This is a genomic window from Lichenicoccus roseus (assembly GCF_005844085.1).
Lineage (GTDB): Bacteria > Pseudomonadota > Alphaproteobacteria > Acetobacterales > Acetobacteraceae > Lichenicoccus > Lichenicoccus roseus.
This window is the reverse complement of sequence record NZ_VCDI01000004.1, coordinates 301,397-316,764: the sequence shown is the minus strand read 5'-3', so window position 1 is coordinate 316,764 and position 15,368 is coordinate 301,397. Positions and strand designations below refer to the sequence as shown.

General features: G+C 67.8%; 17 protein-coding genes. 10 read left to right on the top strand and 7 right to left on the bottom strand.

The genetic code is table 11. From position 1 onward, the window contains the following. Positions 1–250 precede the first annotated feature (250 nt). On the top strand, positions 251–637 hold the full coding sequence (locus tag FE263_RS13800) for a hypothetical protein (RefSeq protein ID WP_138326591.1): 387 nt from the start codon (positions 251–253) through the stop codon (positions 635–637). Positions 638–667: 30 nt separating this feature from the next. Here FE263_RS13800 and FE263_RS13795 read toward each other — a convergent pair whose 3' ends face one another. Continuing rightward, on the bottom strand, positions 668–1,723 hold the full coding sequence (locus FE263_RS13795) for a methyltransferase domain-containing protein (RefSeq protein ID WP_138326590.1): 1,056 nt from the start codon (positions 1,721–1,723) through the stop codon (positions 668–670). Between the two features lie 22 nt (positions 1,724–1,745). Continuing rightward, complete coding sequence (locus tag FE263_RS13790) at positions 1,746–2,537, bottom strand: sterol desaturase family protein (RefSeq protein ID WP_138326589.1); 792 nt, start codon at positions 2,535–2,537, stop codon at positions 1,746–1,748. Between the two features lie 54 nt (positions 2,538–2,591). Between FE263_RS13790 and FE263_RS13785 the strand changes: the two genes are divergently transcribed. The 4 genes from FE263_RS13785 to FE263_RS13770 are packed head-to-tail and all read left to right on the top strand — an operon-like array spanning position 2,592 to position 6,268. Further along, positions 2,592–3,167, top strand: a complete 576-nt coding sequence (locus FE263_RS13785; protein ID WP_138326588.1) for a TIGR04282 family arsenosugar biosynthesis glycosyltransferase — start codon at positions 2,592–2,594, stop codon at positions 3,165–3,167. Further along, positions 3,164–3,889 carry a glycosyltransferase gene (locus FE263_RS13780; protein ID WP_138326587.1) on the top strand — a complete coding sequence of 242 codons (726 nt, stop codon included), beginning with the start codon at positions 3,164–3,166 and terminating at the stop codon, positions 3,887–3,889. The genes FE263_RS13785 and FE263_RS13780 overlap by 4 nt, the downstream gene beginning before the upstream one ends. After that, positions 3,879–5,300 (top strand): dihydrolipoyl dehydrogenase family protein, encoded by a 1,422-nt coding sequence (locus tag FE263_RS13775; RefSeq protein WP_138326586.1) that lies wholly within the window; start codon positions 3,879–3,881, stop codon positions 5,298–5,300. The genes FE263_RS13780 and FE263_RS13775 overlap by 11 nt, the downstream gene beginning before the upstream one ends. Beyond that, complete coding sequence (locus FE263_RS13770) at positions 5,288–6,268, top strand: radical SAM protein (protein ID WP_240759564.1); 981 nt, start codon at positions 5,288–5,290, stop codon at positions 6,266–6,268. Before FE263_RS13775 ends, FE263_RS13770 begins: the two co-directional genes overlap by 13 nt. A gap of 4 nt (positions 6,269–6,272) precedes the next feature. Here FE263_RS13770 and FE263_RS13765 read toward each other — a convergent pair whose 3' ends face one another. Then, positions 6,273–6,674 (bottom strand): (R)-mandelonitrile lyase, encoded by a 402-nt coding sequence (locus FE263_RS13765; protein WP_138326585.1) that lies wholly within the window; start codon positions 6,672–6,674, stop codon positions 6,273–6,275. Between the two features lie 100 nt (positions 6,675–6,774). On the opposite strand from FE263_RS13765, the gene FE263_RS13760 reads away from it, so the two are divergent. Further along, a complete protein-coding gene (locus tag FE263_RS13760; RefSeq protein WP_138326584.1) occupies positions 6,775–7,668 on the top strand; it encodes a LysR family transcriptional regulator in 894 nt (297 codons plus the stop codon). Positions 7,669–7,688: 20 nt separating this feature from the next. On the opposite strand, the gene FE263_RS13755 is transcribed toward FE263_RS13760, so the two are convergent. Further along, complete coding sequence (locus FE263_RS13755; RefSeq protein ID WP_138326583.1) at positions 7,689–7,883, bottom strand: hypothetical protein; 195 nt, start codon at positions 7,881–7,883, stop codon at positions 7,689–7,691. A gap of 241 nt (positions 7,884–8,124) precedes the next feature. Here FE263_RS13755 and FE263_RS13750 point away from each other — a divergent pair, with 241 nt between their 5' ends. Together FE263_RS13750 and FE263_RS13745 are read left to right on the top strand one after the other, a co-directional pair. Next, the gene (locus FE263_RS13750) at positions 8,125–8,595 is read left to right on the top strand and encodes a CBS domain-containing protein (RefSeq protein WP_205880378.1); all 471 of its coding nucleotides are present in this window, start codon (positions 8,125–8,127) and stop codon (positions 8,593–8,595) included. A 107-nt stretch (positions 8,596–8,702) separates the two neighbouring features. After that, positions 8,703–9,017, top strand: a complete 315-nt coding sequence (locus FE263_RS13745; protein WP_138326581.1) for a hypothetical protein — start codon at positions 8,703–8,705, stop codon at positions 9,015–9,017. On the opposite strand, the gene FE263_RS13740 is transcribed toward FE263_RS13745, so the two are convergent. From FE263_RS13740 to adh, 3 genes are all read right to left on the bottom strand, one after another. Further along, a complete protein-coding gene (locus FE263_RS13740; RefSeq protein ID WP_138326580.1) occupies positions 9,002–10,246 on the bottom strand; it encodes a c-type cytochrome in 1,245 nt (414 codons plus the stop codon). The genes FE263_RS13745 and FE263_RS13740 overlap by 16 nt on opposite strands. A gap of 11 nt (positions 10,247–10,257) precedes the next feature. Beyond that, positions 10,258–12,021, bottom strand: coding sequence for a PQQ-dependent dehydrogenase, methanol/ethanol family (locus tag FE263_RS13735; RefSeq protein ID WP_138326579.1), 1,764 nt, complete (start codon positions 12,019–12,021; stop codon positions 10,258–10,260). 92 nt (positions 12,022–12,113) lie between these two features. After that, positions 12,114–13,643 (bottom strand): aldehyde dehydrogenase, encoded by a 1,530-nt coding sequence (gene adh / locus FE263_RS13730; protein WP_138326578.1) that lies wholly within the window; start codon positions 13,641–13,643, stop codon positions 12,114–12,116. A gap of 374 nt (positions 13,644–14,017) precedes the next feature. Between adh and pqqA the strand changes: the two genes are divergently transcribed. Next, on the top strand, positions 14,018–14,098 hold the full coding sequence (pqqA, locus tag FE263_RS22925; protein ID WP_138326679.1) for a pyrroloquinoline quinone precursor peptide PqqA: 81 nt from the start codon (positions 14,018–14,020) through the stop codon (positions 14,096–14,098). Between the two features lie 115 nt (positions 14,099–14,213). Next, positions 14,214–15,365: a pyrroloquinoline quinone biosynthesis protein PqqE gene (gene pqqE, locus FE263_RS13720; protein WP_138326577.1), complete on the top strand. Its 1,152-nt coding sequence runs from the start codon at positions 14,214–14,216 to the stop codon at positions 15,363–15,365. The last annotated feature ends 3 nt before the right edge of the window (positions 15,366–15,368 follow it).

The following is a 15,368-nucleotide window of genomic DNA, read 5'->3' as shown; positions in this document are numbered from 1 at the left end:
TCCTCGATCAAGATTGCGCGGACGGCTTGGGCCAGGACGTCCTATCGCCGTACTGACGAAAATTACCAACATCGTGAACGTGCGGATCGACCGCCGTCACAGATGAAGTGCGCCTTGACGCCATCCCGCTCCATTTGCCGACGGAAGATCCCGTGGCCGTTGCAATCCTGAGTGTCGCCGCCTCCATCGGTTCGTGCGCCGATATAGCCTTTTCAACACGCTGTATGTGAACGCAACGGCGGCGGCCGACATGAAGTATCTCGGCATTTCGCACGTACGCGACCTTGCCCCCGGCAACGACCCTGCCTCCTTCGCGCCCTACGCCGCCCTCGCCGGGCTGGCATACGCATCCGGCTCGCTACCGGCGCCTGCGCTGACGCCGACGCTCGCGAACCTGCCCGTTACCGCACGCACGGTGCTGATGGAGAAGCCGGACGGCAGCCTCTGGCTGGCAATCTGGAACGAGAGCGCCACCAGCCCGACGACCGTCAGCATCTACCTCGGCAACGTCACCTCAGATGCGTCGGTCTACGATCCGCTCACCGGCACTGCCCCGGTCAGCACAGGCAGCGGCGTCACCGGGATGACGGTGGCACTCGGCACCGATCCGTTGATCGTCTCTATCCAGCCGGAGTGATCCGCGCGGACGGATCGCGGGCGGCGTCGATCAGCAACACGCCGCGGCCTTGGCCGCTCCCGGGGGGTTGCCTGCAAACGGGCTCGACGTGCCGCAGCCCGGGAACACGCCGTAGTGCTGCGAGAAATCGCCGCTGAACTGGAAATGCGGCGCCAGGCGGGATCCGGCCAGCATCCGCCACGTGTTGCCGCAGACCGGGAAGATGCGACCGGTCTCGATCGCATGGTGGCGGTCCAGGTCGAACCGGCGCGGACAGCCCGCGATGCTGCCGAGATAGCGCACCGCTTGGCCGTAATCCTCGCAGCGCGGCTCCAGCCCGTCCAGCTTGAACAGGCGCCAGGTCGCGGCAAAGAAGCCGATGCCGTCGACAAGCCTGGCGATACGTCCATCGCCGATGCCGAGCGGACGATCGCCGACCAGACGCGGATCGGCGAAGCCGGCCAGTTTCGCGAGGTGCTCGAAATCCCCCCAGTAGAGCGCCCCGGACAGGCATTCGCCATGCAGAACCGGATCGTGGCGCAGCGCCGCCGGCACCCGCCGATCGGCATAGACATCCGAGAAGTAGAACTCGCCGCCGGGCTTCAGCAGCCTGTGCACGGCAGCAAGCACGGCCTGCTTGTCCGACACCAGGTTGATGACGCAGTTGGACACGATGACGTCGTAGCCTCCCTCGGGCAGATCGAGCTCGTCCAGGTGTTCGATATCGCCATGCTGGAAGCGAACGTTCGAGCGGGCGTAGCCGAAGCGGTCGCGGTGCCAGTCGAGATGCCGCGTGGCGATGTCGAGCTGTGCGGGCGTGGCGTCGATGCCGGTGACGCTGCCGCGCTCCCCGACCAGCTGCGCCAGCACGTAGGCGTCCTGTCCGGAGCCGGATCCCAGATCGAGGATATGCGCGCCCTCGATGGCATCCGGGGCGACCAGCCCGCAACCGTAGTAGCGCGCACGGACCTCGTCATGCACGCGGGCGAGGGCGTCGCGGATCGCCGGCGGCGGTGCCGCGGTGGTGCAGCATGCATCGGTGCGCAGGTCGGCCGAGCCCTGCAGGATGTCGCCGTAATAGCTGCGGCTGTTCTCGATCGTGTTCATGGTGAATTCCTGGTCGCTGGCGTCAGAGATAACGTTCGGGCGACGGCATCGACCGGAACGGCGCGCGCAAGGCGCCCCATAATGTCATGTCGTCCACCGCCGCCGGATCGTCGATGCCGGTCACCGGCGTCGATTGCGGGACATCCAGGCGCATGGTGCGGTGCAGCCGGTCCCAGAGGCTCAGGCCGCTCGACCAGTTGCTGTCGCGTTCGATCCGGCCGACCGAATGGTGGATGCCGTGCATGCGCGGCGTCGTCAGGACCCAGGCGAGCCGGCGATCCCATTCGCCGGGAAGCCGCCAGTTGCTGTGATGGAACAGGATGGAGAGCGTGAAGAAGCGCCGCCAGGCCGCCAGTCCGTCGGGATCGATGCCGCTCACCCGCACCTGGACCATCCGCCAGGGCAGCGACACCAGCATGTCGACCAGGTGGAAGCGCAGCGCCGTCGAGAGGCTGAGGTCGGCATCGACATGGTGGACCCGGTGGAAGCGCCAGAGCGGGGCCAGCCGGTGGGTGGCGACATGCCAGAGATAGAAGCCGTAATCCATCGCCAGGAAGGCCGCGACCTTGCCAAGCGGGCGCGGCAGGCGCTGGCCGAAGCCGCGTCGCCGCGTCATGTTGTCGCGGGCGATCCGGTCGGTGATCGGAGCCTCGAGACCGGCCACCACCGCCGCGCACAGTGCCCCCATGACGAGGTTGCGCCCCTCGTGGACCAGCACCGGCTGGCGAAGTCGACGCAGCGGCCAGACCCGCTCGGCAACCAGGATGGCAAGGCAGGCGACCGCGCTGGCGATGGCGGGACGTGGGCGCGACATGCAGCCGACGTTGCGCGATAGGCGTCGCCGCGTCGAGGCGCTAAGTCGTGAGCCATGTCCCCAGGGCTTGCCATCTTCGCCCGCTACCCGACCCCGGGCCTCGCCAAGACCCGGCTGATCCCGGCGGTCGGCGCGGCGGCGGCGGCGTCGATCCATCGCCGGCTGGTCGAGCGCACCCTGCAGGCCGCCCGCGGCAGTGGCCTGAAGTTCGAGCTGCGCGTGACTGGCGCCGAGCCCGCCGTCTTCTCGGAGTGGCTGGGCGAGGATGTGGCGGTGGTCGGGCAGGGCGACGGCGATCTCGGCGACCGGCTGGCGCGTGTCCCTGCACCGGGGATGGTGATCGGCAGCGACGCCCCTGGCCTGACCGCCGCAAGGCTTCGGGAGGCCGCCGCTGCGCTCGCGACGCACGACGCGGTGATCGGCCCCGCGCTCGACGGCGGCTACTACCTGCTCGGCTTCCGGGCGCCGGTACTGTTCGCCTTCGAAGGCATGGCTTGGAGCACCGACACCGTATTCGCCGAGACGATGCGCCGGCTACAGGAGCACGGCATCGCGCCGCTGGTGCTGCCGCCGCTCGCGGATATCGACCGCCCGGAGGATCTGGCGGATTGGCCGGAACTGCATCCATGACCGATGTTGCCATCGTGGTGCCGATGCTGGACGAGGCAGCCGCGCTGCCGCGGCTGATCCGGGTGCTCGCCGCGCTGCATCCGCCCGCTGCCGAGATCATCGCGGTGGATGGCGGCAGCGCCGATGCGAGCGTGGCGCTGGCGCGCCAGGCCGGCTGGCAGGTCGTGACGGCGCCCAGGGGCCGCGCCGTGCAGATCAATGAGGGTGTCGCCGCCGCCCGGGCGCCGCTGGTCTGCGTGCTGCACGCCGACACCATCCCGCCGGACGATCTCGTCGCTGTCGTCGCCGGTGCGCTGCGCGACCCGAGGCTGGCGCTTGGCGGCTTCATCCCGCTGATCTGCGGCCCGGAGCGGACCCGCTGGGGCACCAGCCTGCATAACTGGATCAAGACCTGGTATGCGCCGCTGCTGATGCGGCCGCTGCTGTTCGCACGCGGAGGCCGGCTGCTGTTCGGCGACCATGCGATGTTCTTCCGGCGCGCCGACTTCCTGCGCGTAGGCGGCTGCGATCCCGGCACGCCGGTCCTGGAGGAAGCCGACCTGTGCATCAAGTTCATCCCGCTCGGACGGATCGGTCTGGTCGGGCGGGTGGTGCAGACGTCCGACCGGCGCATCGCGGCCTGGGGACCGCTGCGCGCCAACTGGGTCTACCTGAAGGTCGGGCTGCTCTGGGGCCTTGGCGCGCGTCGTCGTCTTGGCCGGCATTATCCCGATGTCCGGTAGGCCGGATCGATTCGACCTGGTGGTGATCGGCGCCGGAGCCGCCGGGCTGACCGCGGCCGGGGGCGCCGCCATGTTCGGCCTGCGGGTGGCCCTGGTCGAGGCCGGCGCCATGGGCGGCGAATGCCTGCACACCGGCTGCGTGCCGTCGAAGGCGTTGATCGCCGCCGCTGCACGCGCCCACTCGGGACGCCAGGGCGGCCGCCTGGGTGTGACCCTTAAGCCGCCGGACGTGGACTTCGCAGCGGTGCGCGAGCACGTCGCGGGGGCGATCGCGGAGCTGGCGCCGGCCGACAGCCAGCAGCGCTTCGAGGCCATGGGCGTCACGGTGATCCACGCCCGCGCCCGCTTTCTCGACCCCGTCACCCTGCAGGCCGGCAACCACCGGCTGCGCGCCCCACGTACCGTGATCGCCACCGGATCGCGCCCGTCGCTGCCGCCGATCGAGGGTCTTGCCGAGGCAGGGCCGCTGACCAACGAAACCCTGTTCGACCTGGCGACCTTGCCGTCCCATCTCCTCGTGCTCGGCAGCGGTCCGATCGGGCTGGAGATGGCGCAGGCGTTCCGGCGGCTCGGATCCGCGGTGACGGTGATCGATCCAGGCGTGCCGCTTGCCCGTGACGATCGTGATGCAGCCAACGTGGTCGTGAAGCAGCTGCAGGCGGAGGGCGTGCGCTTCGTGCACGACACCGCGCAGCGCGTGGAGCGCCACCCGGGCGTGATCGTACGTTGCGCCGGTGGCGAGGCCATCGCCGGCAGCCACCTGCTGGTGGCGACCGGCCGGCGGGCGAACACCGAGGCGCTGGATCTCGCGGCTGCCGGGGTGCTGGAAGGGGCGGATGGAATCGTGGTGGATGGACGCAGGCGGACCAGCAACCACCGGATCCATGCGATCGGGGATTGCCGGGCGGGTCCGCGTTTCACCCACCTGGCCGGCTACGAAGGCGCGCTGGTGGCACGCGAGGTCGCTCTGGGCGCGCCGGCCCGGATGGACTGGCGTGCCCTGCCACGGGTGACCTACACCGATCCGGAGCTGGCGCAGGCCGGTCTCACCGAGGCGGAGGCGCGTGATCGGCATGGCGACGTGACGGTGACCAGCGAGCCGTTCGCCCGCAACGACCGCGCGGTGACCGAGGCGGATACTGCCGGCTTTCTCAAGCTGGTGCACGCGCGTGGGAAAGTCGTCGGCGTCACCATCGTCGGCGCGCATGCCGGCGAGCTGCTGCTGCCCTGGACCCAGATCATCGGCGGCAAGGCATCGTCGTTCGCCTTGATGTCGGCCGTCGTCGCCTATCCGACCCGCAGCGAGATCTCGAAAGCCGCCGCCTTCGCAGCCTGGCAGCCGGCAATCTTCGGCACCTGGCCGAGACGCTGGGCGCGCGCGGTTGCCGCGAGCCGTCGGTGGCGCGCCTGATGCGGCCGGCGGGCGCCTCGCCGTTCCGTGTCGCGTTGCCGGTGCTGGCGGCCGGCAAGTTCGTCGACCCGGAGCTGACCCGGGCCGGCGAGCCGCGCGCCCACGTCACGCTGCGGGCGCTGGAGACGCTGTGGTTCAACACCGGCACCTTGTGCAATCTCGCCTGCTGCAACTGCTACATCGAGAGCACGCCGACCAACGATGCGCTGGTCTATCTGCATGCCGCCGAGATGGCACGCTTCCTGGACGAGATCGCGTTGCACCGGCTCGGCACGCGCGAGATCGGCTTCACCGGCGGCGAGCCGTTCATGAACCCGGACATCATCGAGATGCTGGAGCTTGCCCTGGCGCACGGCCATGCGGTGCTGGTCCTCAGCAACGGCATGCGGCCGATGCGCCGGCACGAGGCCGCCCTGCTGCGCCTGCGCACGGCGCACGGCAACCGGCTGACGATCCGGATCAGTCTCGATCATCACAGCCAGGCCGTGCATGAAGCCGAGCGCGGTCCGCGCAGCTGGGTGCCGGCGCTGGACGGGCTGCGCTGGCTCCATACCAACGACATTTCCGCCGCCGTGGCGGGGCGTCGCCTTGCCGGCGAAACGGAAGAGGAGGCACGCGCCGGCTACCGGGCCTTGTTCGCGGCGCAGGGCCTCGCCATCGACGACGCCGACCGTTTCCGCCTCGTACTGCTGCCCGAGATGGACGCCACCGTCGACGTGCCCGAGATCAGCACCGCCTGCTGGGGCATCCTTGGCAAGTCGCCTGCCGACGTGATGTGCGCGAACAGCCGGATGGTCGTGCATCGGCGCGGCGAGGCGCAGGCCCGGGTGGTCGCCTGCACGCTGCTTCCGTACGATCCCGAGTTCGACCTCGGCGCGACGCTGGCGGAGGCGTCCCGCCCGGTCGCCCTCAACCACCCGCACTGCGCGCGCTTCTGCGTCCTTGGTGGCGCCAGCTGTTCCGGATGAGCCCTCAGGCCGGGCGCTGGTAGTCGGCGTCGCTGACCTGCTCCAGCCAATCGACCGGAGAGCCGTTCAGCTTCTCCTGGATGGCGATGTGGCTCATGGCCGTGGCCGCCGAGGCGCCATGCCAGTGCTTCTCGCCCGGCGGGAACCAGACCACGTCGCCGGGCCGGATCTCCTCGACCGGGCCGCCGTCTCGCTGCACCCAGCCCAGCCCGGTGGTCACGATCAGCGTCTGGCCAAGCGGATGCGTATGCCAGGCGGTGCGCGCGCCCGGCTCGAAGGTGACCAGCGCGCCGCCGACGCGTGCCGGATCGGGTGCGGCGAACAACGGATCGATCCGGACGGTGCCGGTGAACCAGTCCGCCGGTCCCTTGGTGGAGGCCGTGCTGCCTGCCCTGGTGATGTCCATCGAAGCTCCCCTGCTGCGTGATCCCGTTGATCACATGGGGCGTGCCGGGTCCGGCGATTAGCCGCTATATCCAGCACGACCCTATAAGCCTGGCTTTCCAATGACGCGGCTGGACCTGAACGACCTGCGCGCCTTTCTTGCGGTGGCGCGGGAACGCAGCTTCACCCGGGCGGCGGCCCGGATCGGGGTGTCGCAATCCGCCCTGAGCCAGACCTTGCGCGGCCTCGAGGCTGAGCTCGGCGTGCGGCTGCTGACCCGGACCACGCGCAGCGTCGCGCCGACCGAGGCGGGGGAGCGGCTGCTCCGCTTCGCCGGGCCACGGTTGCAGGAGATCGACGAGGAAGTGGCAGCAATCGGCGGCCTGCGCGAGCGCCCGGCTGGCACGATCCGGATCACCGCCCACGATCATGCCGTGAAGTCGGTGTTGTGGCCGGTGCTGGCCCGGCTGCTCCCCGACTATCCCGACATCAAGGTGGAGCTCGCCGTCGAGTACGGCCTTACCGACATCGTGGCCGGCCGCTTCGATGCCGGAGTGCGTATCGGCGAGATGGTCGGACACGACATGGTCGCGGTGCGCATCGGCCCCGACCTGTGCTCGGCTGTGGTGGGAGCGCCCGCCTATTTCGCACGGCGCCCGAAGCCGGAGACGCCGCAGGAGCTGATCGCGCACTCATGCATCAATCTGCGTCTGCCGACCCTCGGCGGCCTGTATGCCTGGGAATTCGAGCGCGACGGCCGGGAGGTGCGCGTGCGCGTTGACGGCCAGCTCACCTTCAACGCCAGCGCGCCGATGCGCGACGCCGCCCTGGCCGGGCTGGGGCTCGCCTATCTGCCGCTGGACGAGGTGCAGCCCGATCTCGATGCCGGCCGGCTGCATCGCGTACTGGCCGACTGGTGTCCGTCCTATCCGGGCTACCACCTCTACTACCCGAGCCGCCGCCAGCCCACCGCCGCCTTCGCCCTGCTGGTCGAGGCGCTACGCCGGCGGGCCTGATCCCTCGGGTCCGTCAAACGTTACTGGGTGGGACCGATCAGACCTATGCGCAGCATCTGCCCACGAAGGCGGGCACGGTCGTGGCGATCCGGCATCGCCGCCAGCCAGTCGCACACGCCGCACCGGTCCGAAGCCTGGCCCGATCCGGCGGCCGTGATGTCGGCGCGGCAATCCACGCAGACGAATTCAGAGACAACCATGATCTGGCACAGCAACCGCTCTCCCGAGTCTCATCCGATGAGACAGCCTCAACCTCATGCGGTCAATCGGGTTGCAGGGCGCCGGGTCGCCCCGGCGTAACGGTAGGGCGAATTCTCAGGGCGGCGCCGCTCGGGCGTCCCTGTGCTGGCTTGTTTTGTAGACGGACCGGACCGATGATGAAACCGCGAGCAGGTCGCGCGGGATCAGTCCATGCAAATCAAGGATAGGCCGGAATTCAGTAGCAAGCCTTCGCCCGTGGTGCTTCCGGAGACCGAATTCGTCTCGGTCGCCGTGGAAATAATGGCCAAGCGCAATATCGGCTCGGTGGTGATCACCGACGAGGCCAGGCGGGTGAGGGGCATCGTCACCGAGCGTGACCTGCTGCGCCGCCTGCTCGGCAACCACATGGATCAGGACACCACCCGGCTTTCGGAGATCATGACCTCCGAGGTCAGGACCGCGCGTGCCGATGACGAGATCATCGACTGGCTGCGCCAGATGTCCAACGAGCGGTTCCGGCATCTGCCGGTGGTGGACGAGGAGGGGCGACTGATCAACATCCTCTCCCAGGGCGACTTCGTCTCCTACACCTGGCCGGAACTGCTGAGTTCGTTCCGCGCCAAGGCCGGCGAGACCCTGCGCAGCGGGTCGGCGCCGATCCCGATCCTGATCGGCGCGATGATGCTCTACACGCTGGCGATGATCCTGATCTTCAAGGCGTTCTGAGAGGACGAGGTTCACGGCTCCGACCGAACGGGCGCAGGAGTGCAGACTTACGCGCAGCGGGCGATCTCGATACGCTGGTCGCGATAACTGGACCAGGCGATGTGCCCATGGGCGCCGACGCAATCGGAGCCGCCGGCTGGATGCTGTGCAGCCTTGCCGCCGTGCTGGCGACGATCGCAGCGCGCCACTGGCGCCGGACCCAGCGCAGGGCGCGGTTACAGGGTGCGCGACGCAGCTATGCCGAAGGTCTTGGCGCGGGACATCTTGATCTGGGGCGGGATTGGCTGCCGGGCCAGCCGCTTTGTGCCGAGTGCCCCTATCCTCCGGGCACCGACGACCATTTCCTCTGGCTCCAGGGCTACCTGGATGCCAGCCACCCCGTGATGCCGACGCAGCCGGCTACCGGCTATTTGCCGCGATAGATCAACGGCACGTTCGAGGTCAGTGTGGCGTCGAACACCAGCGGGTTGCTTCCCGCCGGATAGCCGTTCTGCTGCAGGATGTAGGCCATGATCTGCGTGTAGTCGTCGTGCGACAGGCTGCCCGGCTGCGTCGATGGCATGTTCTTCACGACGATGTTGAAGATGTCGCCGACATGGAAGTTGGCCTTGGCGGATGCGAACAGGTCGCCCTTGAGCGCGGGTCCGGCCATGCCCTCCAGGTTATCGCCGTGGCACTGCGCGCAGTTGTCGGCGAATTTCTGCTTCCCGGCATCGGCCTGCGCCGCGGTGTAGAGCGCCGGCGCCGCATCCGGTGAGCCGCCGCCGGCCGCAGGTTGCGTCATCGCCGCAGCCGCCGAGACCAGCAGGATCGGCGACCCCGTTCCGGCATCCGATCGGCGAACCCCGCGGGTGCCGTCGGCACTGACCGAGGCATAGGGCGACAGCAGCGGTTCGAGCCCGCCGCTGTCGCGCAACGCCGCCACGCTGTGGTCGAACGCGGATGCCGCCCCGGCCTGTGCCGGATCGTGCAGCCCGACCAGGTTCCAGCGGGCATGCGGCTCGTCGAGCTGGTGCCACTTGAAATCCGACGTCAGGTGATGCGCCAGCAGATAGCTCACGATCGTCGGGCGCCAGACCATCGCCGCGCGATCGTGGTGCTCGACCAGGGACGCGATCGTGTCGGCATCCTTCTGGTAGATATCGGCGGCGATGTTCGGATGGTTCTCGAAATAGAGGTTCGGCATCGTCTCGTTGGTGACCGCGACATCGGTGCCCTTCGGCAGCGACGCCAGGCTGTCGGCACGGCTTGCGCTCGGCGTCACCAGGACGAAGCCGATCCGCCCGTATGGCGCCGTCGCGACCAGCCCTGCGGGTGCGGTGCCACGCGTCGCATCGAGCGGATAGCCGAGAATGATCTGGCACTGGTCTGCCGCCAGCGCCCTGAAGTTCTTGTAGTCGTAGCCGTCATCGTCACCGCTGCCGTCGAATTCGTGCACGGCGAGCGCTCGATGCTGCTGCGACGCCACCGCCTGCGCCAGCTTTCGATCCATCGGTGCCACCGGGCTCGACGTGTCGATGCAGACGGACAGCGTCGAGGCGTTGGCGGGCATCGAAGCCGCAGTGGCGGGGCCGTGCATGAGCACGACCCCCAAGGCGACACCCACGGAGATGCCAAGTGCGGCAGACGGATTACGCAGCGGAGCACGCATCAACGATATTCCTAGAGTGCGAACACATACAGGTGGCCGCCTTGCGGAATGCCGCGCACCTTCGGATCCTTCGCCATGTCGCCACCCCAGATCGGAACGGCGCCGCCCCAGCCAGCATAGACGCCGACATACTGCTTGCCGTTCACCTGCCAGGTGCTGGGCACGCCCACCACGCCGGAGGTCATCTTCGGGGACTTCCAGGCGACGGCGCCGGTCTTGGCGTCGAAGCCGTAGAGGTAGCCGTCGGCGCTGCCGGAGAACACCAGCCCGCCTGCGGTCGCGAGCATGCCGCCGTTCCAGGGCAGTTCCGACTTGAAGATCCAGGCGCGCTTGCCGGTGTTGAGGTCGATCGCCTGCACCGAACCCCAGATGTCCGGATTGTCCGGATCGTGCTGCACCTTGAAGGTCTCGCCGAGGAACGGCAGCCCGGCCTTGTAGCTTACGGTGGCGCCCTTCATGCTCATGCAGGTGTGCAGGGTCGGCACGTAGGCATAGTGCGTCTGCGGGTCGACGGCGATCGGCCACCAGTTCTTGCCGCCGAGGAAGCTCGGGCAGGTGAACACTTCCTTGTCGATCGTCGGGCGCATCGCGATGTCGGTGATCGGCGTGCCAGCCTTGGACATGCCGGTGACCGAGGTCGCGTGCGCGAACGGCTGCGCGTAGATGAGCTTACCGTTGAGCCGGTTGATGGCGTAGAACCAGCCATTGCGGCTGGCGCTGACGACTGCCTTGTAGCTGTGGCCCTTGTAGTCGACGTTGGTCAGCACCGGCTCGTTGACGCCGTCATAGTCCCAGGTGTCGTGCGGCGTGTACTGGTAGTGCCACTTGATCTTGCCGGTCGCGGGGTTCAGCGCGATCAGGCTGTCGGTATAGAGGTTGTCGCCCGGACGCATGGTCGCGAGCCACGGACCCGGGTTGCCGACGCCCCAGAGAATGCTGTCGCTCGCCTCGTCATAGCTGCCGGTGAGCCAGGTGCCGCCACCGCCGGTCTTGTAGGCGCCCTTTGGCCAGGTCTTGCCGCCGGGCTCGTTCGGCGCGGGAACGGTGGATTGCTGCCAGACAACGTCGCCTGTCTTGGAGTTCAGCGCAGCCACATAGCCACGCGCCCCATACTCGCCGCCGGCGACGCCGACCACGACCATGCCCTTGACGATCAGCGGCGCGGCGGTCATCGCCTCGCCAAGATCGGGCTCGCCCATCGACTTGTTCCAGACCACCGAGCCGGTCTTGGCATCGAGCGCCACCACATGGTTGTCGAGCGTCGCCATGTAGACATTGTCGCCGTAAAGCGCCACGCCGCGGTTCACGACGTCGCAGCAGATGGTCTTGAAGCCGACCTTCGACAGGTCGTGCTGGTATTTCCAGAGCTGCTTGCCGGTGCTGGCCTCGAAGGCGAGCAGCTCATCCTTCGGGGTGGTGATGAACATGTAGTTGCCGTTCACCACCGGGGGAGCCTCGTGCCCGCTCTTGAAGCCGGTCACGAAGTCCCAGGCCGGTTTCAGCTGCGCGACGTTGCCGGTGTTGATCTGGTTCAACCCTGCATAGCCGGTGCTGCCATAGTCGTGGCGATACATCAGCCAGCTGTTGTCCTTGGTGGCATTGCTGAGCCGCGCGTCGGTCACCGGTGCGTAGGCATCGCCAGAGCCGGCCGGCTCGACGGCGCGCGCTGCAGGAGAAGCCAGGCCGGCAACACAGGCAAAAGCCAGCAGGCCGGAAGTGAGCAGACTCGCGCGCCGATTAAACCCGCGCTTGGGGGTCTGGTTGGAGTGGTGCATGGGCGGTTTCCTGATCAGGCGTTTCTTGGTCTTCTGGTTTCGCTGGGCAGGCCCGGTGACGGACGGGCCACAGGCCCGTCCGTCCAAGTCGGTCAGAAGAATCCGAGTTTGCTGGTGCTGTAGCTGACCAGCATGTTCTTGGTCTGCTGGTAGTGGTCGAGCATCATCTTGTGGGTCTCGCGGCCGATGCCGGACTGCTTGTAGCCGCCGAACGCCGCATGCGCCGGATAGGCATGGTAGCAGTTGGTCCAGACACGGCCGGCCTTGATCGCGCGGCCGAAGCGGTAGCAGCGGTTGGCGTCCCGGCTCCACACGCCGGAGCCGAGGCCGTACAGCGTGTCGTTGGCGATGGCCAGCGCGTCGGCATCGTCCTTGAAGGTGGTCACCGAAACCACCGGCCCGAAGATCTCCTCCTGGAACACCCGCATCTTGTTGTGCCCGCGCAGCACCGTCGGCTTCACGTAGTAGCCGCCTGCGAGGTCGCCCTCGAGATGGTTCTGCTCGCCACCGGCGAGCACTTCGGCACCTTCCTGGCGCGCGATGTCGAAGTAGCTGAGGATCTTTTCCATCTGCTCCGACGAGGCCTGCGCGCCGATCATGGTCTGCATGTCGAGCGGGTCGCCCTGCTTGATGGCGGCGACGCGGGCCAGCGCCTTCTCGATGAAGCGGTCGTAGATGCTCTCATGGATCAGCGCGCGGCTTGGGCAGGTGCAGACCTCGCCCTGGTTGAGCGCGAACATCACGAAGCCCTCGATCGCCTTGTCGAGGAAATCGTCATCCTCCGCCATGACGTCGGCGAAGAAGATGTTCGGCGACTTGCCGCCCAGTTCCAGCGTGACAGGGATCAGGTTCTGGCTGGCATACTGCATGATCAGCCGGCCGGTGGTGGTCTCGCCGGTAAAGGCGATCTTGGCGATGCGCGGGCTGGACGCCAGCGGCTTGCCGCATTCCAGGCCAAAGCCGTTGACGATGTTGAGCACGCCGGGCGGCAGCAGGTCGCCGATGATCTCGGCCCAGACCAGCAGCGAGGCCGGAGTCTGCTCGGCCGGCTTGATCACCACGCAGTTGCCGGCGGCGATCGCGGGGGCCAGCTTCCAGCACGCCATCAGCAGCGGGAAGTTCCAGGGAATGATCTGGCCGACGACGCCAAGCGGCTCATGGAAGTGGTAGGCGACGGTGTCCTGGTCGATCTCCGAGATGCCACCTTCCTGCGAGCGAATGCATCCGGCGAAATAACGAAAATGATCGATTGCCAGCGGCACGTCGGCCGCGGTGCTCTCACGCAGCGGCTTGCCGTTGTCCCAGCTCTCCGCCTCGGCAAGCACCGACAGGTTCTTCTGCATGCGGTCGGCGATATCGTTCAGCACCTGCGCGCGTGCAGCGGGACTGGTCCGGCCCCAGGCATCCTTGGCGGCGTGTGCTGCATCGAGCGCGCGCTCGACATCGGTGGCATCGGAGCGGGCGATCTCGCACAGCACACGTCCGTTGACCGGCGAGGTGTTCTCGAAATAGCGGCCGGCGGCGGGCTCGACCCATTCACCACCTATGTAGTTGCCGTAACGCGGCTTGAAGTTCGGCTGCGCGTGGCGGAGCAGGCTTGCATCGGTGATCGGCTTGTTCATCGGAGCGCGTCCCTCATGATTTTCTTCGAGCGATGCCGTGGAACCACGGGGCGGAACCATGGGCTGCCAGCGCCTCGCCGCGGCGTCGTTGCCGTAGCATTCTCCCCTGGACACGTCGCTGTCACGTCTGGAGAAGCGGCGCAAAGGTCGATCTGTCGCAAAGCTGCTACAGGTGCATGTCCAAAGCGCTGTCCTCCGAAGTATCGGGCCAGGCGGCCGGGTATTTGCGCCCATCTGGACAGTAATGTTGCAACGCAACAAGGCGGGGATGGCCGGGGTCGATGACGGTGAATACTGCCTTGACTGTCCTGTTGGTCGCGCACAGATTAGAAACGCCGTGTCATGTGACCCGAGCATAGCTTCGGAGAGTATCTATGAAGTGGAACCGTCCCAAGGTCGTCGAAATCGCGCTCGGCGCGGAAATCAACTCCTACGCCTGTGCCGTTTCCAAGTAGGCATCAGGCAGCGTGATTCGATCCGCGCCCGCAGGCGGCGCGGATCGAACATGCTGCACTCCGGTTGTCCTGGACCCGCCGATACGATCCCACAGATAATGATGCGTGTGTCAGGATGAGCGTGAATATCGTCCCACCGCCGATGGGCCTGCTGGCGGAGTTGACGCATCGTTGCCCGTTGCAATGCCCGTACTGCTCCAACCCGCTCGAACTCGAAGCCGCCGCTGCCGAGTTGACGACGGCGGAGTGGTGCAGCGTGCTCGATCAGGCTGCCGCGATCGGCGTCCTCCAGGTGCACTTCTCCGGCGGCGAACCAATGGCGCGGCGCGATCTGCCCGAACTGGTGCGGCACGCGGCCGATCGCGGCCTCTACAGCAACCTCATCACATCCGGGGTGCTGGTCAACGCCAGGCGCCTGGACGAATTGCAGGCCGCCGGCCTCGACCACGTCCAGCTCAGCTTCCAGGATACCGAGACCGCGAGCGCCGAGCGCATCGGCGGCATGAAGGGCGCCCAGGCGCTCAAGCTCGAAGCCGCCCGCCTGATCGGCGAGAGCGACATGGCGCTGACCGTGAACTTCGTCGTGCACCGGCAGAACCTGGCGCGCGTGCCCGACATGGTGAAGCTGGCCGAGCAGCTCGGCGCTGCCCGGGTGGAGATCGCCAACACCCAGTACTACGGCTGGGGCCTGCTCAACCGCGACGCGCTGCTGCCGACCCGGGGGCAATCCGACCTCGCCAACGAGCAGGTCGAGGCGGCGCGGCTGCAGTACAAGGGCCGCATGGTCATCGACTACGTCACCGCGGACTACCATGCCGCGCTGCCGAAGGCCTGCATGGGCGGCTGGGCGCGCCGCTTCGTCAACATCTCGCCGATCGGCCGGGTGCTGCCTTGCCACGCCGCCGAGATCCTGCCCGGCATGACCTACCCCTCCATCCGCGAGCACAGCCTTGCCGAGATCTGGGGGCATGATCCGGCCTTCCTGAAGTTCCGTGGCACCGACTGGATGCCTGAACCGTGCCGTAGCTGCGACCGTCGGGAGATCGACTGGGGCGGCTGCCGCTGCCAGGCGCTGCTGCTGACCGGCGATGCCGCCAATACCGATCCGGCCTGCGTGCTTTCGCCGCATCATGGCGTCATGCAGGATGTGGTGGCGCAGGCCGGCACCGGATCCGAAGGATTCCGCTACCGCCGCCCCGGCGGTCAGCGCATGATGCCGGGCGCGCCCTCCGGCCCGGGAGCGCAGGTAGACGAACTGGTGGAGTGATCG